The organism is Bacillus cereus group sp. Bce041 (assembly GCF_052646455.1).
This window is the reverse complement of sequence record NZ_JBQXON010000007.1, coordinates 196,746-215,666: the sequence shown is the minus strand read 5'-3', so window position 1 is coordinate 215,666 and position 18,921 is coordinate 196,746. Positions and strand designations below refer to the sequence as shown.

Genomic DNA, 18,921 nt, shown 5'->3' with positions numbered 1-18,921 from the left:
TGATCAGGTTGATAGGTTCGAGGTGGAAGCATGGTGACATGTGGAGCTGACGAATACTAATAGATCGAGGACTTAACCATATAATATGTAGCAATGTTATCTAGTTTTGAAGGAATATGCCTTCATAGTTTGGTGATGATGGCAGAGAGGTCACACCCGTTCCCATACCGAACACGGAAGTTAAGCTCTCTAGCGCCGATGGTAGTTGGGACCTTGTCCCTGTGAGAGTAGGACGTCGCCAAGCAAGAACCTAAGTTATTTTGACTTAGGTTTTTTTGTGTTTATTTTTATTTACCGAATGCTATAATCCGTAAATTTAATAAAGCTACAGACGAAAAAAGAATGAAGTAGAGACTCTTTAAAATAATAGTAATGATTTTTTGTGTTCCTGATTTTCCTAATGTCGCTAAAGTAATACTTAAAATAGGACACATTATTTCTATCATAAGTATATATTTTAAATAATGAGATGCTATAAATAAATATTTAATAATTACAGAAATTACTGCAATAGAGAAAAATAAATAGGATAATAGCAAAGTTCTTTCTTTAACAGTTATCCTCCTTAGAAATTAAATCGTTATAATAATACAAGAGTGTATATATTTTGATTAAAAACATACTGAAGTGCTATTTAAACGATAAATACATAAAATAGATCTCTAGAAATATATATTCTAATTCCCTTTTCTTCTTGTATATAGTTGCAATTCTTCTTTTGAATATAACTAAAACACGAACGTTATTGACTGCTAATAAAAAAACATTCGATTATTTATTGACATTGTTTATGAAATATTGTTAATATAGCCATAGAAACAATAATATAAGACCTCATATAATCGCGGGGATATGGCCTGCAAGTCTCTACCTAACGACCGTTATTCGTTAGACTATGAGGGAAAGTCACTCGGTATTTTTCTATTCACAAGGGATACGTATGCCTGAGTAGAGCGCTTTCTCTCATAGTAAAAGAGAAACTGTTCTATTTCAGGCTTTTTTTATTTGAATCGGGGGGATTCTAATATGAAATCACTAGTTGGAGTCATAATGGGAAGTACGTCAGACTGGGAAACAATGAAATATGCTTGTGACATTTTAGATGAATTAAATATACCGTATGAGAAAAAAGTTGTATCCGCTCATCGGACTCCGGATTATATGTTTGAATATGCAGAGACGGCTCGTGAACGTGGATTGAAAGTTATTATTGCTGGAGCTGGTGGAGCAGCACATTTACCAGGAATGGTTGCAGCGAAGACAAATCTTCCTGTAATTGGAGTTCCAGTTCAATCAAAAGCATTAAACGGCTTAGATTCATTATTATCCATCGCCCAAATGCCAGGAGGTGTTCCAGTTGCAACTGTTGCAATTGGTAAAGCCGGTTCAACGAATGCTGGATTACTTGCCGCACAAATACTTGGATCATTTCATGATGATATACATGATGCATTAGAATTGAGACGAGAAGCGATTGAAAAAGATGTGCGTGAAGGTAGTGAGCTAGTATGAAGAGAATCATTTTACCTGGAAAAACAATCGGTATTATTGGAGGCGGCCAGCTAGGAAGAATGATGGCATTGGCAGCTAAGGAGATGGGATATAAAATTGCTGTTTTAGATCCTACAAAGCATTCACCATGTGCACAAGTTGCTGATATTGAAATTGTTGCACCATATGATGATTTAAAAGCAATTCAGCATTTAGCAGAGATAAGTGATGTTGTCACATATGAATTTGAGAATATTGATTATAGATGTTTACAATGGCTTGAAAAACATGCGTACTTACCACAAGGTAGTCAGTTGTTAAATACAACACAAAATCGTTTTACAGAAAAGAATGCGATTGAGAAGGCTGGGTTACCAGTAGCAACGTATAGATTAGTTCAAAATCAAGATCAGCTTACAGAAGCAATTGCTGGGTTATCATTCCCTTCCGTCTTAAAAACGACGACAGGTGGATATGATGGGAAAGGGCAAGTTGTTTTAAGAAGTGAAGCTGATGTTGAGGCAGCAAGAAATCTTGTGGATAAAGCAGAATGTATTTTAGAGAAATGGGTGCCTTTTGAAAAAGAAGTATCAGTTATTGTGATTCGTAGTGTAAGTGGTGAAACAAAAGTGTTTCCAGTAGCAGAAAATATTCATGTAAATAACATTTTACATGAATCTATCGTTCCAGCTCGCATTACAGAAGAGCTTTCTCAAAAAGCAATTGCGTATGCAAAGGTACTTGCGGATGAATTAGAACTTGTGGGAACACTAGCTGTAGAGATGTTTGCTACAGATAATGGTGAGATTTATATTAATGAATTAGCGCCAAGACCTCACAATTCAGGACACTATACACAGGATGCATGTGAAACGAGTCAATTTGGTCAACATATTCGAGCAATCTGTAATTTACCTCTAGGAGAAACAAATTTGTTAAAACCAGTTGTCATGGTAAACATTTTAGGCGAACATATAGAAGGGGTCCTAAGACAAGTGAATAGATTAACCGGGTGCTATTTACACTTGTATGGAAAAGAAGAAGCAAAAGCACAGCGAAAAATGGGGCATGTTAATATTTTAAATGATAATATTGAAGTCGCTCTAGAAAAAGCGAAGAGTTTGCATATTTGGGACCATCAAGAACAACTGTTGGAGGGAAAAAGATGATTAGTCGTTATACACGCCCTGAAATGGGTGCGATTTGGACGGAAGAGAACAAATTTAAAGCGTGGTTAGAAGTTGAGATTTTAGCTTGTGAAGCATGGGCTGAGCTTGGCGATATTCCAAAAGAAGATGTTAAAAAAATTCGTGAACATGCATCATTTGATATTGATCGTATTTATGAAATTGAAAAAGAAACACGTCATGACGTAGTTGCATTCACTCGTGCTGTATCAGAAACGCCAGCATTAGGCGAAGAACGTAAATGGGTTCATTACGGTTTAACATCTACAGATGTAGTAGATACAGCATTATCTTACATCTTAAAACAAGCGAATGAAATTATATTAAAAGACTTAGAGAACTTTGTAAGCATTTTAGCTAACAAAGCGAAAGAGCATAAATACACAATCATGATGGGAAGAACACACGGTGTTCATGCAGAACCAACGACATTTGGTTTAAAACTTGGTCTTTGGTATGAAGAGATGAAACGTAACGTAGAGCGTTTCAAACAAGCTGCTGATACAGTTCGTGTTGGTAAACTATCTGGTGCGGTTGGTACATATGCAAATATCGATCCATTCGTAGAAAAATATGTTTGTGAAAATTTAGGATTAGAAGCAGCACCAATTTCAACACAAACATTGCAACGTGATCGTCACGCACACTACATGTCAACACTTGCACTAATTGCAACATCTATCGAAAAGATGGCAGTTGAGATTCGTGGTTTACAAAAGAGTGAAACACGTGAAGTTGAAGAAGCTTTCGCAAAAGGTCAAAAGGGTTCTTCTGCAATGCCACATAAACGTAATCCAATTGGTTCTGAAAATATGACTGGTTTAGCTCGTGTTATCCGCGGTTATATGATGACAGCTTACGAAAATGTTCCATTATGGCATGAGCGTGACATTTCTCACTCTTCGGCAGAACGCGTAATTTTACCAGATGCTACAATCGCATTAAATTACATGTTAAATCGCTTTGGTAATATTGTTAAAAACTTAACTGTATACCCAGAGAATATGAAACGCAATATGACAAGAACATACGGCTTAATTTATTCTCAGCGCGTAATGCTTACACTAATCGACAAAGGTATGGTACGTGAAGAAGCTTATGATATCGTACAGCCTAAAGCGATGGAAGCTTGGGAAACACAAGTACAATTTAAAGAGCTTGTAGAAGCTGATGAGCGTATTACAAGCAAGTTAACACAAGAAGAAATTAATGAATGCTTCAACTATGAGCATCATATGCAACACGTTGATACAATCTTTGAACGCCTTGGATTAAACGAAGCGTAAAATTTCATATGGCACAGAATAGAGTCATTCTGTGCCATTCTTTATAAAAATATTATTCACATTTTTCAAACTACAGGGGGCTTGCGAAATGCAAAAGCTAGAATTGCTGTATGAAGGTAAGGCAAAAAGAATTTATCGTACAGAATCAGCAGATATGGTTTGGGTAGAGTACAAAGATAGTGCGACTGCTTTCAATGGGGAGAAAAAAGAGACGATTACAGGAAAAGGTCGTTTGAACAATGAAATTACAACTTTATTGTTCAGAAAGTTACAAGAAGTGGGAATTAAAACACATTTTGTTGAGAAGTTATCTGAAACAGAACAACTTGTTAAAAAAGTGAGTATTATTCCTTTAGAAGTTGTCACAAGAAATGTAATTGCAGGAAGTCTTTCAAAACGATTAGGAATGGAAGAGGGAACTGTACTTGCAGAACCAATCGTAGAATTTTACTTCAAAGATGATGATTTAGGAGATCCGCTTGTAACGGAAGATCATATTCGTGTATTAAACGTTGCATCGCCAGAGCAAGTAAGTGTATTACGAGATATGGCTCTACAAATCAATCAAGTGTTGATTGATCATTTCGCAAGCTGTCGTGTAAGATTAGTAGATTTCAAATTAGAGTTTGGTGTAACGGAAGAAGGAGAAATCATTTTAGCGGATGAAATTTCACCAGATACTTGCCGTTTATGGGATGAAACGAGCAATGAAAAGTTTGATAAAGATGTATTCCGTCGTGATCTTGGAAATTTAACAGATGCTTATGAAGAGATTTTAAAACGTTTAGGGGGAATTTCACATGTATAAAGTTAAGGTATATGTAACATTAAGAGAAAGCGTATTAGATCCACAAGGAACAGCAGTAAAAGGAGCACTTCATAGTCTTTCATTCACAGAAGTACAAGACGTTCGAATCGGAAAGTACATGGAACTAACAATTGATAAATCTGTATCTGATTTAGATAGCAGGGTAAAAGAAATGTGTGAAAAACTATTAGCGAACGTTGTAATGGAAGACTTCCGTTATGAAGTTGAGGAGGTTGTCGCACAGTGAAATTTGCCGTAATAGTATTTCCGGGTTCGAACTGTGATGTCGATATGTTCCATGCAATTAAAGATGAGCTTGGCGAAGAAGTAGATTACGTTTGGCACGATACAGAGAATTTAGATGAATATGATGCAATTCTACTACCAGGTGGATTTTCTTATGGTGACTACTTACGCTGCGGTGCTATCTCTCGCTTTGCTAATGCAATGAAAGCAGTGCAAAAAGCTGCTGAGCAAGGAAAGCCGATTTTAGGTGTATGTAATGGATTCCAGATTCTTGTTGAATCAGGATTACTACCAGGAGCATTAATAAGAAACGAAAACTTAAAATTTATGTGTCGCACTGTTCAGTTACGTGTTGAAAATAATGAAACGATGTTTACATCACAATATGAAAAAGATGAAATAATTAATATTCCAATCGCGCATGGTGAGGGGAATTACTATTGTGATGAAGCGACTCTTAAACAATTAGAAGAGAACAATCAAATCGCATTCCGTTACGTAGAAAACCCTAACGGTAGCGTTTCAGATATTGCTGGTATTGTAAATGAAAAAGGAAATGTACTTGGTATGATGCCGCACCCAGAGCGTGCTGTAGATGAATTACTTGGCGGTGCTGAAGGGTTAAAAGTCTTTCAATCTATCTTAAAACAGTGGAGGGAAACATATGTCGTTAATGCTTGAACCAAATCCAACACAAATTAAAGAAGAGCGTATATATGCGGAAATGGGGTTAACAGACGAAGAGTTTGCCATGGTTGAAAAGATTTTAGGTCGTCTGCCAAATTATACAGAAACAGGGTTATTCTCTGTAATGTGGTCTGAACATTGTAGTTATAAAAATTCAAAACCAGTGCTTCGAAAATTCCCAACAACAGGTGAGCGTGTTCTACAAGGGCCTGGGGAAGGTGCTGGAATTGTAGATATCGGTGATAATCAAGCAGTTGTATTTAAAATGGAAAGTCATAACCATCCTTCAGCTATTGAACCATATCAAGGAGCTGCAACAGGTGTTGGTGGTATTATTCGTGACGTATTCTCTATGGGAGCACGTCCGGTAGCTCTATTAAACTCACTTCGTTTCGGTGAATTACAGTCACCACGTGTGAAATATTTATTCGAAGAAGTAGTAGCAGGAATTGCAGGATACGGTAACTGCATCGGTATTCCGACTGTTGGCGGCGAAGTACAATTTGATCCATGTTATGAAGGAAATCCACTTGTAAATGCAATGTGCGTAGGTTTGATTAACCACGAAGACATTAAAAAAGGGCAAGCACATGGTGCTGGTAACACAGTAATGTACGTAGGAGCATCAACTGGTCGTGACGGTATTCATGGTGCAACATTCGCGTCGGAAGAACTATCTGAAAGCTCAGAAGCGAAACGTCCAGCGGTTCAAGTAGGGGATCCATTTATGGAAAAACTTCTTATTGAAGCGTGTTTAGAATTAATTCAATCTGATGCACTTGTTGGAATTCAAGATATGGGTGCGGCTGGTTTAACATCATCATCTGCAGAAATGGCAAGTAAAGCAGGAATGGGTATTGAAATGTACTTAGATGATGTACCACAGCGTGAAACAGGAATGACACCATATGAAATGATGCTATCTGAATCACAAGAGCGTATGTTAATTGTCGTGAAAAAAGGTAGAGAACAAGAAATAGTAGATTTATTTGAGAAGTATGGTCTTGCAGCGGTTACGATGGGGAAAGTAACAGAAGATAAAATGCTTCGTTTATTCCATAAAGGTGAAAAGGTAGCTGAAGTTCCAGCAGATGCTTTAGCAGAAGAAGCACCAATTTATCATAAGCCATCAAAAGAAGCAGCATACTTTGCTGAATTCCAAGCAATGAAAATGGAAACGCCAAAAGTAGAAAATTATAAAGAAACGTTATTCGCTTTATTACAGCAACCAACAATTGCAAGTAAAGAGTGGGTATACGATCAATACGATTACCAAGTTCGCACAAGCACAGTTGTTACGCCAGGTTCAGATGCTGCAGTTGTACGTGTACGCGGTACAGAAAAAGGATTAGCAATGACGACAGATTGTAACTCTCGCTACATTTATCTAGACCCAGAGATGGGCGGTAAAATTGCAGTAGCAGAGGCAGCGCGTAATATCGTATGTTCTGGCGGAGAGCCACTTGCAATTACAGATTGCTTAAACTTCGGTAACCCAGAAAAACCAGAAATCTTCTGGCAAATTGAGAAATCAGTAGACGGTATGAGTGAAGCTTGTCGCACATTACAAACACCAGTTATCGGCGGAAACGTATCGATGTATAACGAGCGTAGTGGTGAAGCTGTATATCCAACACCAACTGTTGGGATGGTCGGACTTGTGCATGACTTAAAACATGTAACAACACAAGAGTTTAAGCAAGCTGGTGATTTAGTGTATGTAATTGGTGAGACGAAAGCTGAGTTTGGCGGAAGTGAATTACAGAAAATGATTCACGGCAAAATTTTCGGTCAATCACCAAGTATCGATTTAGATGTAGAATTAAAACGCCAAAAACAAGTATTAGAAGCAATTCAAGCTGGTCTTGTTCAATCTGCACATGATGTTGCTGAAGGTGGTTTAGCAGTTGCGATTTCAGAAAGTGCAATTGGTGCTAAAGGCTTAGGTGCTACTGTGAAATTAGATGGAGAAGCAACAGCAGCATTATTCGCTGAATCACAGTCTCGCTTCGTGATAACTGTAAAACGTGAAAATAAAGAGGCGTTTGAGAAAGTGGTAGAAGCAATCCAAGTTGGAGAAGTAACAAGTACAAATGAAGTAACAATTCATAATGAAGAAAATGAAGTATTACTTACAGCAAATGTAGATGAAATGAGAAAGGCTTGGAAAGGGGCAATCCCATGCTTGCTGAAATAAAGGGGTTAAACGAAGAATGTGGCGTTTTCGGAATTTGGGGGCATGAAAATGCAGCACAAGTTTCATACTACGGATTGCACAGTTTACAGCACCGTGGGCAAGAAGGCGCAGGCATTGTCGTAAATAATGGGGAAAAAATCGTCGGTCACAAGGGGTTAGGTTTAATATCAGAAGTGTTTTCAAGAGGTGAGCTAGAAGGATTAAATGGAAAATCAGCGATCGGACATGTACGATATGCAACAGCTGGTGGAAGTGAAGTTGCTAACGTTCAACCATTGTTGTTCCGTTTTTCCGATCATAGTATGGCGTTAGCTCATAACGGAAATTTAATTAACGCAAAAATGCTTCGTCGTGAATTAGAAGCAGAGGGCAGTATTTTTCAAACTAGTTCAGATACAGAAGTACTTTTACATCTTATTAAACGTAGTACGAAAGATTCTTTAATTGAAAGTGTAAAAGAAGCTTTAAACAAAGTGAAAGGTGCGTTTGCGTATCTTTTACTAACTGGAAATGAAATGATCGTTGCATTAGATCCGAATGGGTTCCGTCCGCTTTCAATTGGAAAGATGGGGGATGCTTACGTTGTAGCATCTGAAACATGTGCTTTTGATGTAGTAGGTGCAACATACATTCGTGATGTAGAACCGGGTGAATTACTTATCATTAATGATGAAGGAATTCACGTAGATCGTTTCACAAACGATGTAGAACATGCAATTTGTAGTATGGAATACATTTACTTTGCACGACCAGATTCTAATATTGCAGGCGTTAACGTTCATGCAGCACGTAAGAATATGGGGAAACGTTTAGCGGCAGAAGCTCCTATTGAAGCAGATGTTGTTACTGGTGTACCAGACTCTAGTATTTCAGCTGCGATTGGCTATGCGGAGGCAACAGGTATTCCATATGAGTTAGGATTAATTAAAAATCGTTACGTTGGACGTACGTTTATTCAACCTTCTCAGGAACTGCGAGAGCAAGGGGTTAAGATGAAGCTTTCCGCAGTAAGAGGTGTAGTTGAAGGGAAACGAGTTGTTATGATTGATGACTCTATCGTAAGAGGAACGACAAGTAAACGAATTGTTCGTATGCTTCGTGAAGCTGGAGCGACAGAAGTTCACGTAAGAATTGCTTCACCACCTCTGAAATATCCATGTTTCTATGGCATTGATATTCAAACGAGAAAAGAATTAATTGCAGCAAATCATACAGTAGAAGAAATCCGTGAAATGATCGGAGCAGATTCTTTAACATTTTTAAGCGAAGATGGATTAGTAGATGCAATTGGACGTCCATATGAAGGGAAATATGGTGGCCTATGCATGGCTTACTTTAATGGGGACTATCCAACAGCTCTTTATGATTATGAGCAAGAGCTTTTAGAAAGTATGAAATAAGAAAAGTGAAACAAGCTTCTACTTCTTTTGATGTAGAAGCTAGCTCCTTTCTTAAAATAGCCCGCCCTGGATGGGGAGAAATTAAAAGACGAGGTGTAAATAACGATGGCGAATGCATATAAGCAAGCAGGAGTAGATATTGAAGCTGGATATGAAGCGGTATCTCGCATGAAAAAACACGTACAAACAACTATGAGAAAAGAAGTACTAGGCGGTTTAGGCGGTTTTGGAGGTATGTTTGATCTATCAAAATTTGCATTAGAAGAACCTGTATTAGTATCTGGAACAGATGGCGTGGGAACGAAATTGATGCTCGCTTTTATGGCAGATAAACATGACACAATTGGTATTGATGCAGTAGCAATGTGTGTAAATGATATTGTTGTCCAAGGAGCAGAGCCGCTTTTCTTCCTTGATTATATTGCTTGTGGTAAAGCTGAACCTAGTAAAATTGAAAACATCGTCAAAGGTATATCAGAGGGCTGTCGCCAAGCTGGTTGTGCATTAATCGGTGGAGAAACAGCTGAAATGCCAGGAATGTATTCTACGGAAGAATATGATTTAGCTGGTTTTACAGTTGGGATTGTTGATAAAAAGAAAATTGTAACAGGTGAAAAGATTGAAGCTGGTCACGTGCTAATTGGCTTAGCATCTAGCGGTATTCATAGCAATGGTTACTCTTTAGTACGAAAAGTGTTACTAGAAGATGGGGAACTATCTTTAGAGCGTATTTATGGCCGCTTAGAACTACCTCTTGGTGAAGAATTATTAAAACCAACGAAAATTTATGTCAAACCTATTTTAGAACTATTGAAGAAACATGAAGTATACGGTATGGCGCATATTACAGGTGGTGGATTTATTGAAAATATTCCACGCATGTTGCCAGAAGGAATCGGTGCCGAGATTGAACTAGGATCTTGGGAAATTCAGCCGATCTTTAGTTTGCTTCAAGAAGTTGGAAAACTGGAAGAAAAAGAAATGTTCAATATTTTTAACATGGGTATTGGTATGGTAGTAGCAGTGAAGGAAGAAGATGCAAAAGATGTTGTTCGTCTTCTTGAAGAGCAAGGAGAAATGGCTCGTATTATTGGACGTACTATACAAGGAGCTGGCGTTACTTTTAATGGGGGCACAGCACTATGAGTAGATTAGCAGTTTTTGCTTCTGGAAGCGGATCTAACTTTCAATCTCTCGTTAATGCGGTAGAAGAAAAAAGATTGGATGCAGAAATTAGTTTATTAGTATGTGATAAACCAGAAGCACGCGCTGTTGGACGGGCAAATTATCATCATATTCCGTGTTTTGCTTTTTCAGCGAAAGCATATGAGTCAAAAGAAGCATTTGAAAAAGAGATATTAAAGAAGCTAGAAGAATATGAAATTGATTATGTTATTTTAGCTGGATATATGCGGTTAATCGGGCCGACGTTACTAGAAGCATACGGCGGGAAGATTATTAATATTCATCCATCATTACTACCGAGCTTTCCGGGTAAAGATGCTGTCGGTCAAGCGTTAGAAGCAGGTGTGAAAGTAACTGGAGTAACAATTCATTATGTAGATGCAGGTATGGATACAGGGCCAATTATTGCGCAAGAAGCAGTGGTTGTTTCTGAAGGGGATACGAGAGAAAGTTTACAAAAGAAAATTCAACAAGTTGAACATAAATTATACGTAAATACAGTGAATCAAATTGTTCAGTCTGTGAAAGAATCAACTGTTAACTAACATACAACCAGGGGTGAAGGATAAATGAAAAAGCGTGCATTAGTAAGTGTTTCAGATAAAACAGGAGTAGTAGAATTTGTTAAAGGGTTACTAGAACAAGGGATTGAAGTTATTTCAACAGGTGGTACGAAAAAGTTATTAGAAGAAAACGGTTTACAAGTAATTGGTATTTCTGAAGTAACTGGTTTCCCTGAAATTATGGATGGCCGTGTGAAAACGTTACATCCAAATATTCATGGTGGTCTATTAGCAGTTCGTGATAATGAAACACATGTAACACAAATGAATGAATTAGGTATGGAGCCAATTGACTTTGTTGTTGTTAACTTATATCCATTTAAAGAAACAATCGCTAAGCCTGATGTAACATTTGCTGATGCAATTGAAAATATTGATATCGGTGGCCCGACAATGATTCGCTCTGCTGCGAAAAATCATAAATTCGTATCTGTAATTGTAGATCCAGTAGATTATGATATTGTGTTAGCAGAACTGAAAGAGAACGGTGAAGTAGCAGAGGAAACAAAACGTAAACTAGCAGCGAAAGTATTCCGTCATACAGCAGCGTATGATGCGTTAATTTCTAACTACTTAACAGAGCAAATGGGTGAAGAAAGTCCAGAAACATTAACTGTGACATTTGAGAAAAAGCAAGACTTACGTTATGGCGAGAACCCACATCAAAAGGCAACTTTCTATAAAGCGCCATTCGCAGCAACTTCTTCTGTTGCATACGCAGAACAATTACACGGTAAAGAATTATCGTATAACAATATTAATGATGCAGACGCAGCACTTAGCATCGTAAAAGAATTTACAGAACCAGCAGTAGTAGCAGTAAAACATATGAATCCATGTGGTGTTGGAGTAGGAACTGATATTCACGAAGCATATACTCGCGCTTATGAAGCAGATCCAGTATCAATTTTCGGCGGTATTATTGCAGCAAATCGTGAAATTGATAAAGCTACAGCAGAAAAGTTACATGAAATTTTCTTAGAAATTGTTATCGCACCTTCGTTCTCGCAAGAAGCTTTAGAAGTGTTACAAAGTAAGAAGAACTTACGTTTATTAACTATAAATATTGAAAAAGCGACAAGTGCAAGCAAAAAACTAACTTCTGTACAAGGTGGACTTCTCGTTCAAGAAGAAGATACGTTATCATTAGATGAAAGTACAATTTCAATTCCAACGAAACGTGAACCTTCAGAGCAAGAATGGAAAGATTTAAAACTAGCTTGGAAAGTTGTAAAACATGTGAAATCAAACGCAATTGTTTTAGCGAAAGATGACATGACAATTGGCGTCGGTGCGGGACAGATGAACCGTGTAGGTTCTGCAAAAATCGCAATTACACAAGCTGGTGAAAAAGCACAAGGTAGCGCACTTGCATCTGATGCTTTCTTCCCAATGCCAGATACATTAGAAGAAGCAGCAAAAGCAGGAATTACAGCAATCATTCAACCAGGCGGATCAATCCGTGATGAAGATTCTATTAAAGTGGCAGATACGTATGGGATTGCTATGGTGTTCACTGGCGTACGTCATTTCAAACACTAATAGAGGATGTTTAAAAAGTCCGGTCGATAACCTTTTATTGATATGAAAAAGCAAACTAGGAGCATAGCTTCTAGTTTGTACTTATTTAATTATTGGGGGATGAAATATGAATGTTTTAGTAATTGGCCGCGGTGGGCGTGAGCATGCTTTAGCTTGGAAGTTTGCACAATCTGAAAAAGTAGAAAAGGTATATGTAGCACCAGGTAATGAAGGTATGAGAGATGTTGCAACACCAGTTGATATTGATGAAAATGATTTTGATGCATTAGTTTTATTTGCAAAAGAGAATAATGTTGAGTTAACTTTCGTTGGACCAGAAATTCCGCTTATGAATGGAATTGTTGATTGTTTTAAAGAAGAGGGACTTCGCGTATTTGGTCCGAATAAAGCGGCTGCTGTTATTGAAGGTAGTAAAGCTTTTACAAAAGAGCTTATGAAAAAGTATGATATTCCAACTGCGGCGTACGAAACTTTTACAGATTATGAAGAAGCAGTACAGTACATTCAAAAAGTTGGTGCACCAATCGTTATTAAAGCTGACGGCCTAGCTGCGGGTAAAGGGGTAACGGTAGCAATGACGCTTGAAGAGGCATTACAAGCTGTGAAAGAAATGCTACAAGATGTGAAATTCGGCGCGGCAAGTAAGAAGATCGTTATTGAAGAGTTTTTAGATGGACAAGAATTTTCATTAATGGCATTCGTGAATGGAACAACTGTACATCCAATGGTAATCGCCCAAGATCATAAAAGAGCTTTTGATGGTGATAAAGGTCCAAATACGGGCGGAATGGGTGCATATTCTCCAGTACCACAAATTCCAGAATCAGCAGTTCAAGAAGCGATTCAAACCGTATTACATCCAACTGCTAAGGCGATGATTGCAGAAAACCGTTCGTTTACAGGTATTTTATACGCAGGTCTTATTTTAACAAATGATGGTCCGAAGGTAATTGAATTTAATGCACGCTTCGGTGATCCTGAAACAGAAGTTGTATTACCTCGCTTAGAAAATGATTTAGTTGACGTATGTAACGCTGTATTAGATGAAAGTGAACTAACGTTACAATGGTCAGAAGAAGCTGTAATCGGTGTTGTACTTGCTTCTAAAGGATATCCAGAAGCATATAAAAAAGGTGATATTATTAGTGGACTAGATGCACTGCAAGATGTGATTGTTTTCCATGCAGGTACAGCAATGAAACATGGGGACTTTGTAACGAACGGTGGCCGTGTATTATTTGTTGCTTGTAAGGCAAATAGTTTACAAGAAGCAAAAGATAAAGTATATAAAGAAATCGGTAAAATTGAGAGTGATGGTCTATTTTATCGAAGTGATATAGGATATCGTGCAATTGGGCATGAGATGACGAAAAGTTAATATGTAAAAATCCCGCTGAGGAATCAGCGGGATTTTTTATGCATCTTTATCTTTTTTTAATTTCCCTTTTTGCTTTGCCATTTCTCGAAGTAAATACTCGATGTGTGCATTGACGCTACGAAATTCATCATTTGCCCATTTTTCGATGACTGCGTGTAATTCAGGATCAATACGTAATGGAAAGCTTTTCTTTTTAGCCATAATTACTTATAGCCCTTAGTATAGGCTTCCTGTATTAATAACTGGTTGCGCACCTTTATCTGAAACGATGGCAACTAATAAGTTGTTTACCATATTTGCTTTACGCTCGTCATCGAGTTCTAGTACGCCTTCTTCATCTAACATATGGATGGAATCTTTCGCCATCTTCACAGCACCTTCAACAATTTCTTTTCTAGCAGCTAATACTGCTTTTGCTTGCTGGCGTTGTAGCATTGCATGGGCAATTTCTGTTGCGTAAGCTAAGTGCGTTAAACGAGTTTCTAATACTTCTACACCAGCAATTTCAAGACGCGCCTCTAACTCACGTTTTAATTCTTCAGAGATTTCTTCAGTATTTCCGCGTAACGTAACGCAGGTTTCATCTTGGAAATTGTCATAAGGATATTTTGTTGCAACATGGCGGATTGCCGTTTCGCTTTGAATTTCTACAAATCGATCATAATGTTCAACACCAAACATTGCTTTTGCAGAATCAACAACTTTATATACGATAACAGCTGCAATTTCAATTGGATTTCCATCAACGTCATTTACTTTTAATTTTTTACTGTTAAAGTTTTCAACACGTAAAGATACAGTTTGACGGAATGCGAACGGAATCGTTAAAAATAAACCGTTTTGACGAATTGTTCCTAAATAATTACCGAAGAACGTAATAACCTTCGCTTGATTCGGTTGAACAATACCGATACCTGTAGCGAGAACTGCGGCTAATATAATAGTTAGTGCCGCTCCTATGAAAATTTCTTGTGCAAGGAAAAATACACCGATAGCAGCTAAAATCAAAATTCCAATAATACCGAGAAAACCATTTACATAAAATACTTGTTTTTCTTTCATATGATCGCCTCCTGATATAAAAATGATATCACTTTTATATCATTTTAAGCAAGAGGTATGCACCTAATTTTCTGAATTTTATTGATTGATATCTTTTATATACATTTTAAGGTCGAAAAAGAGAATGTACGTTCTGTTTTATGGTAAAATAAAGAAGACTTAACCGCCCACTGCAGCAGCTAAGTCCCTTTGAGAGCATCTTGCATCGTGACAAATGATTCAAAGCGGTTTTGCCAGGATTATATTTTCAATCGCTGACTCAATCTCTTTGTCAGAAGCGTCATAACTTCCTTTTGACTTTGGCTTGTCATGAGTGGAAGTTTGATTCACTTCTTCTTTAGCATGTCCTTTTTCAGCAAAATTCATGCTAGGCATTTTAAATGCCCCCATATTCATGTATTTTCCGAATTTCCACATTTCAACAACAGGGCAGAAACGAACAATTCCTTCTGCAACTTTCATTGCACCAATCCATAGAAAAATGTTAGACCAAGTGCACCACGGCTTGCGTACAAGTTTAGTTGCACTACATCCGAAGAGGACAAGCCCAAGTGTAATTCGAATTAGAGCGTTTATTGTCCCGATATTTTGCTTCATTAGAAAAACACTCCTTTTTATGAAAGTTGAAATAGATAATACTATTTCTTTTATTAGTATCCCGTTTGATTTTTGGGATATGTAATCCAACATTTGACGTGGAAAAAGATGTTGGAATGTGCGTGTGTGTAAGTAACTTTTTTTGTTATAATGAAAGAATGCATAAAAGGAACTTCAAAATTAAATCCTCTAGTTTAAAAAATATGGAAGAGGTAATTCCAAACTTAATTCTCCGTTTTAAACAAATATTTAAGATGAAGTTAAAACAATAATGATGAAAATAAACTGTTATTTTGAACAGAAATATATATAACTAGAGAAAAGGAAGGGTGTTTTCATGTACGATATTTCCGGTTGGAAACATGTATTTAAGCTTGATCCAAATAAGGAGTTAAGCGATGAACATCTAGAAATGATTTGTGAGTCTGGAACTGATGCGGTTATTGTAGGCGGAAGTGATGGAGTTACAATTGATAACGTATTACACATGCTAGTTAGCATTCGTAGATATGCAGTTCCTTGTGTATTAGAGGTTTCTGATGTAGAAGCAATTACACCAGGATTTGATTTTTATTACATCCCAAGTGTTTTAAATAGCCGAAAAGTAGAATGGGTAACAGGTGTTCATCATGAGGCATTGAAAGAATTTGGGGATATTATGGACTGGGACGAAATTTTTATGGAAGGGTATTGTGTTTTAAATCCAGAAGCGAAAGTAGCCCAGCTTACAGAAGCGAAATGTGATTTAACAGAAGATGACGTTATTGCATATGCTCGTTTAGCAGACAAGTTATTACATTTACCGATATTTTATTTAGAATATAGCGGTACGTATGGAGATGTTGAACTTGTTAAAAATGTAAAAGCAGAATTGAAACAAGCTAAGTTATACTATGGCGGTGGTATTTCTAATGCAGAACAGGCGAAAGAAATGGCACAATATGCTGATACAGTAGTTGTTGGAAATATTATTTATGATGATATAAAATCGGCGTTAAAAACAGTTAAAGCAGTAAAAGGAGAGTAGGTGCAGGCGTATATGAGTATGACAGATAGATTATTAAACGGTTTAAATCCACAGCAACAAAAAGCAGTCCAAACAACGAATGGACCACTTCTATTAATGGCAGGTGCAGGTAGTGGTAAGACACGTGTGTTAACACATCGTATTGCGTATTTACTTGGTGAAAAAGGTGTAGCACCATGGAATGTACTAGCTATTACCTTCACAAATAAAGCAGCTCGTGAAATGCGTGAGCGTATTGATACACTTGTGGGACCAGAAGCAGAAGATATTTGGATTTCGACGTTCCACTCTATGTGTGTACGTATTTTACGACGGGATATCGATCGTATTGGTATTAATCGTAACTTTACAATCTTAGATTCAGGCGATCAGCTAACTGTAGTCAAAAAAATTATGAAAGAGCGCAATATTGATCCGAAGAAATTTGAGCCGCGCTCTATTTTAGCGGGTATTAGTAATGCGAAAAATGAACTGTTATCTGCGGATAAATATGCAAAAAAAATTACAATGGCTGATCCATATGAAAAATTAACGAGCGATGTATACACAGAGTATCAAAAACGTCTTTTGAAAAATAATTCATTAGACTTTGATGATTTAATTATGACCACGATTCAGTTATTTGAACGTGTTCCAGAAGTATTAGAGTTTTATCAGCGTAAGTTCCAATATATTCACGTTGATGAGTATCAAGATACGAACAAAGCGCAATATCTTCTTGTTAAACATTTGGCAGCGCGTTTTAAAAATCTTTGCGTTGTAGGTGACTCTGACCAGTCTATTTATCGCTGGCGTGGTGCAGATATTTCTAACATTTTGTCGTTCGAAAAAGACTATGAGAATGCACAAGTAATTTTGTTAGAACAAAACTATCGTTCGTCACAAAATATTTTAAATGCAGCGAATGCTGTTATTGAAAAAAATACAAATCGTAAGCCGAAGAAATTATGGACAGACAATCAAGTTGGAAGTAAAATCTCGTATTATCGTGCTGCAACTGAAAAGGACGAAGCGTATTTTGTTGCGAAAAAAATTCGTGACGATATTCAAATGGGGAAACGAAAATATACTGATTTTGCAGTGTTATATCGTACGAATGCTCAGTCTCGTATGGTCGAGGAGATTTTCCTTAAATCTAACATTCCGTACAAAATTGTCGGGGGTACGAAGTTCTACGACCGTAAAGAGATTAAAGATATTTTGGCGTACTTACGTTTAATCGGTAATCCAGATGATGAAATTAGTTTTGCACGTATTATTAACATGCCAAAGCGTGGTATTGGTGCGACTTCTATCGATAAAATTATTAATTACGGTGTGCAAAACGGAATTTCATTAACTGCTGTATTTGATGAAATTGAGCATGTTGGAGTAAGTGCAAAAATTACAAAGGCAGTAAAAGAATTTGCGAATTTATTAAATAACTGGGTAAATATGCAAGAGTATTTATCTGTTACAGAATTAGTAGAAGAAGTTATTGAAAAAACAGGATATCGCGATATGTTGAAAAATGAACGTTCTTTAGAAGCGGAAGGTCGTTTAGAAAACTTAGACGAGTTCTTATCTGTTACGCAAACATTTGAATCTCAAAGCGAAGATAAGAGCCTTGTTGCATTCTTAACAGATTTAGCACTTGTTGCTGATATTGATCGTGTAGATGAAGACCCAACTGCTGGTGAAGAAGTTATTTTAATGACGATGCACTCAGCGAAAGGATTAGAGTTCCCGGTTGTGTTTATTGTTGGCTTAGAGGAAGGGATATTCCCTCATACTCGTTCTCTTATGGAAGAGGATGAAATGCAAGAAGAACGTCGTCTTGCTTATGTAGGTATTACCCGTGCAGAAGAAGAGCTATATTTATCTAACGCGCAAATGCGTACTTTATTTGGTAGAACAAGTATGAACGCTGCGTCTCGATTCATTACAGAAATCCCGACAGAACTAGTGGAATCATTAAATGAAACAGCGCCAAAGCGTGAAACATCGTTTGGTGCAAAAGGCAGAACGGCAAGTAGCGGCAAAACGACAATCACAACGACAACACGCTCTCGTTCAGCTTTCGCGCGCCCTGCAGCTAAGACGACAGGCGGCGAACAAATTGGCTGGGCAGTAGGAGATAAAGCTTCCCACCAAAAATGGGGAGTCGGTACAGTTGTAAGTGTAAAAGGTGAAGGTGATGCAAAAGAATTAGATATTGCATTCCCAAGCCCAATTGGTGTTAAACGTTTGTTAGCAAAATTTGCACCTGTGACGAAACAATAGAAA

Annotated in this window: 18 protein-coding genes, 1 rRNA gene and 1 riboswitch; of the genes, 15 read left to right on the top strand and 4 right to left on the bottom strand. The window is 37.4% G+C overall.

What is annotated here, in order from left to right; genetic code table 11:
- Positions 1 to 128: 128 nt before the first annotated feature.
- Positions 129 to 244, top strand: a 5S ribosomal RNA gene (rrf, locus tag ACUN13_RS22025).
- Between the two features lie 43 nt (positions 245 to 287).
- On the opposite strand, the gene ACUN13_RS22020 is transcribed toward rrf, so the two are convergent.
- Positions 288 to 539, bottom strand: a complete 252-nt coding sequence (locus ACUN13_RS22020; protein WP_000927500.1) for a hypothetical protein — start codon at positions 537 to 539, stop codon at positions 288 to 290.
- 275 nt (positions 540 to 814) lie between these two features.
- A riboswitch (purine riboswitch) is annotated at positions 815 to 916 on the top strand.
- A gap of 110 nt (positions 917 to 1,026) precedes the next feature.
- Between ACUN13_RS22020 and purE the strand changes: the two genes are divergently transcribed.
- The 12 genes from purE (at position 1,027) to purD (ending at position 13,970) form a co-directional block, all read left to right on the top strand.
- Entirely contained in the window at positions 1,027 to 1,512 is a 486-nt protein-coding gene (purE, locus tag ACUN13_RS22015) for a 5-(carboxyamino)imidazole ribonucleotide mutase (RefSeq protein ID WP_000839365.1), read from the top strand.
- A complete protein-coding gene (gene purK, locus ACUN13_RS22010; protein WP_025689902.1) occupies positions 1,509 to 2,660 on the top strand; it encodes a 5-(carboxyamino)imidazole ribonucleotide synthase in 1,152 nt (383 codons plus the stop codon). The genes purE and purK overlap by 4 nt, the downstream gene beginning before the upstream one ends.
- Entirely contained in the window at positions 2,657 to 3,964 is a 1,308-nt protein-coding gene (purB, locus tag ACUN13_RS22005; RefSeq protein ID WP_000625682.1) for an adenylosuccinate lyase, read from the top strand. The genes purK and purB overlap by 4 nt, the downstream gene beginning before the upstream one ends.
- Before the next feature lie 88 nt (positions 3,965 to 4,052).
- The gene (purC, locus tag ACUN13_RS22000; protein WP_001170544.1) at positions 4,053 to 4,772 is read left to right on the top strand and encodes a phosphoribosylaminoimidazolesuccinocarboxamide synthase; all 720 of its coding nucleotides are present in this window, start codon (positions 4,053 to 4,055) and stop codon (positions 4,770 to 4,772) included.
- Positions 4,765 to 5,019: a phosphoribosylformylglycinamidine synthase subunit PurS gene (gene purS, locus ACUN13_RS21995; RefSeq protein WP_000278825.1), complete on the top strand. Its 255-nt coding sequence runs from the start codon at positions 4,765 to 4,767 to the stop codon at positions 5,017 to 5,019. The genes purC and purS overlap by 8 nt, the downstream gene beginning before the upstream one ends.
- Positions 5,016 to 5,699 carry a phosphoribosylformylglycinamidine synthase subunit PurQ gene (gene purQ, locus ACUN13_RS21990; RefSeq protein WP_000666774.1) on the top strand — a complete coding sequence of 228 codons (684 nt, stop codon included), beginning with the start codon at positions 5,016 to 5,018 and terminating at the stop codon, positions 5,697 to 5,699. Before purS ends, purQ begins: the two co-directional genes overlap by 4 nt.
- Complete coding sequence (purL, locus tag ACUN13_RS21985; protein ID WP_000055564.1) at positions 5,683 to 7,902, top strand: phosphoribosylformylglycinamidine synthase II; 2,220 nt, start codon at positions 5,683 to 5,685, stop codon at positions 7,900 to 7,902. The genes purQ and purL overlap by 17 nt, the downstream gene beginning before the upstream one ends.
- A complete protein-coding gene (gene purF / locus ACUN13_RS21980; RefSeq protein WP_000879025.1) occupies positions 7,887 to 9,302 on the top strand; it encodes an amidophosphoribosyltransferase in 1,416 nt (471 codons plus the stop codon). The genes purL and purF overlap by 16 nt, the downstream gene beginning before the upstream one ends.
- A gap of 105 nt (positions 9,303 to 9,407) precedes the next feature.
- Positions 9,408 to 10,448, top strand: a complete 1,041-nt coding sequence (purM, locus tag ACUN13_RS21975) for a phosphoribosylformylglycinamidine cyclo-ligase (RefSeq protein WP_001262439.1) — start codon at positions 9,408 to 9,410, stop codon at positions 10,446 to 10,448.
- A complete protein-coding gene (gene purN / locus ACUN13_RS21970; protein WP_000088589.1) occupies positions 10,445 to 11,032 on the top strand; it encodes a phosphoribosylglycinamide formyltransferase in 588 nt (195 codons plus the stop codon). Before purM ends, purN begins: the two co-directional genes overlap by 4 nt.
- 24 nt (positions 11,033 to 11,056) lie before the next feature.
- Entirely contained in the window at positions 11,057 to 12,592 is a 1,536-nt protein-coding gene (purH, locus tag ACUN13_RS21965) for a bifunctional phosphoribosylaminoimidazolecarboxamide formyltransferase/IMP cyclohydrolase (protein WP_000745439.1), read from the top strand.
- A 106-nt stretch (positions 12,593 to 12,698) separates the two neighbouring features.
- A complete protein-coding gene (gene purD / locus ACUN13_RS21960; RefSeq protein WP_001101962.1) occupies positions 12,699 to 13,970 on the top strand; it encodes a phosphoribosylamine--glycine ligase in 1,272 nt (423 codons plus the stop codon).
- A 36-nt stretch (positions 13,971 to 14,006) separates the two neighbouring features.
- Here purD and ACUN13_RS21955 read toward each other — a convergent pair whose 3' ends face one another.
- The 3 genes from ACUN13_RS21955 to ACUN13_RS21945 all read right to left on the bottom strand — a co-directional run bounded on the left by ACUN13_RS21955 (position 14,007) and on the right by ACUN13_RS21945 (position 15,629).
- The gene (locus ACUN13_RS21955; RefSeq protein WP_001085171.1) at positions 14,007 to 14,171 is read right to left on the bottom strand and encodes a toxin-antitoxin system HicB family antitoxin; all 165 of its coding nucleotides are present in this window, start codon (positions 14,169 to 14,171) and stop codon (positions 14,007 to 14,009) included.
- A gap of 15 nt (positions 14,172 to 14,186) precedes the next feature.
- Positions 14,187 to 15,032: an SPFH domain-containing protein gene (locus tag ACUN13_RS21950; RefSeq protein WP_000660669.1), complete on the bottom strand. Its 846-nt coding sequence runs from the start codon at positions 15,030 to 15,032 to the stop codon at positions 14,187 to 14,189.
- A 219-nt stretch (positions 15,033 to 15,251) separates the two neighbouring features.
- Complete coding sequence (locus tag ACUN13_RS21945) at positions 15,252 to 15,629, bottom strand: YgaP family membrane protein (protein WP_000812346.1); 378 nt, start codon at positions 15,627 to 15,629, stop codon at positions 15,252 to 15,254.
- A gap of 337 nt (positions 15,630 to 15,966) precedes the next feature.
- On the opposite strand from ACUN13_RS21945, the gene ACUN13_RS21940 reads away from it, so the two are divergent.
- Both ACUN13_RS21940 and pcrA read left to right on the top strand, forming a co-directional pair.
- Positions 15,967 to 16,656 (top strand): heptaprenylglyceryl phosphate synthase, encoded by a 690-nt coding sequence (locus ACUN13_RS21940; RefSeq protein WP_000272099.1) that lies wholly within the window; start codon positions 15,967 to 15,969, stop codon positions 16,654 to 16,656.
- Between the two features lie 12 nt (positions 16,657 to 16,668).
- The gene (pcrA, locus tag ACUN13_RS21935) at positions 16,669 to 18,918 is read left to right on the top strand and encodes a DNA helicase PcrA (protein ID WP_002164784.1); all 2,250 of its coding nucleotides are present in this window, start codon (positions 16,669 to 16,671) and stop codon (positions 18,916 to 18,918) included.
- Positions 18,919 to 18,921 lie beyond the last annotated feature (3 nt).

What these genes read in the sequence shown, in the direction of transcription:
- purB (WP_000625682.1), top strand. Translation starts at nt 2,657, where the DNA reads ATGATTAGTCGTTATACACGCCCTGAAATGGGTGCGATTTGGACGGAA.
- purL (WP_000055564.1), top strand. Translation starts at nt 5,683, where the DNA reads ATGTCGTTAATGCTTGAACCAAATCCAACACAAATTAAAGAAGAGCGT.
- purC (WP_001170544.1), top strand. Translation starts at nt 4,053, where the DNA reads ATGCAAAAGCTAGAATTGCTGTATGAAGGTAAGGCAAAAAGAATTTAT.
- purN (WP_000088589.1), top strand. Translation starts at nt 10,445, where the DNA reads ATGAGTAGATTAGCAGTTTTTGCTTCTGGAAGCGGATCTAACTTTCAA.
- purM (WP_001262439.1), top strand. Translation starts at nt 9,408, where the DNA reads ATGGCGAATGCATATAAGCAAGCAGGAGTAGATATTGAAGCTGGATAT.
- ACUN13_RS21950 (WP_000660669.1), bottom strand. Translation starts at nt 15,032, where the DNA reads ATGAAAGAAAAACAAGTATTTTATGTAAATGGTTTTCTCGGTATTATT.
- ACUN13_RS21940 (WP_000272099.1), top strand. Translation starts at nt 15,967, where the DNA reads ATGTACGATATTTCCGGTTGGAAACATGTATTTAAGCTTGATCCAAAT.
- purS (WP_000278825.1), top strand. Translation starts at nt 4,765, where the DNA reads ATGTATAAAGTTAAGGTATATGTAACATTAAGAGAAAGCGTATTAGAT.
- ACUN13_RS21945 (WP_000812346.1), bottom strand. Translation starts at nt 15,629, where the DNA reads ATGAAGCAAAATATCGGGACAATAAACGCTCTAATTCGAATTACACTT.
- purF (WP_000879025.1), top strand. Translation starts at nt 7,887, where the DNA reads ATGCTTGCTGAAATAAAGGGGTTAAACGAAGAATGTGGCGTTTTCGGA.
- purE (WP_000839365.1), top strand. Translation starts at nt 1,027, where the DNA reads ATGAAATCACTAGTTGGAGTCATAATGGGAAGTACGTCAGACTGGGAA.
- purK (WP_025689902.1), top strand. Translation starts at nt 1,509, where the DNA reads ATGAAGAGAATCATTTTACCTGGAAAAACAATCGGTATTATTGGAGGC.
- purD (WP_001101962.1), top strand. Translation starts at nt 12,699, where the DNA reads ATGAATGTTTTAGTAATTGGCCGCGGTGGGCGTGAGCATGCTTTAGCT.
- purH (WP_000745439.1), top strand. Translation starts at nt 11,057, where the DNA reads ATGAAAAAGCGTGCATTAGTAAGTGTTTCAGATAAAACAGGAGTAGTA.
- ACUN13_RS21955 (WP_001085171.1), bottom strand. Translation starts at nt 14,171, where the DNA reads ATGGCTAAAAAGAAAAGCTTTCCATTACGTATTGATCCTGAATTACAC.
- pcrA (WP_002164784.1), top strand. Translation starts at nt 16,669, where the DNA reads ATGAGTATGACAGATAGATTATTAAACGGTTTAAATCCACAGCAACAA.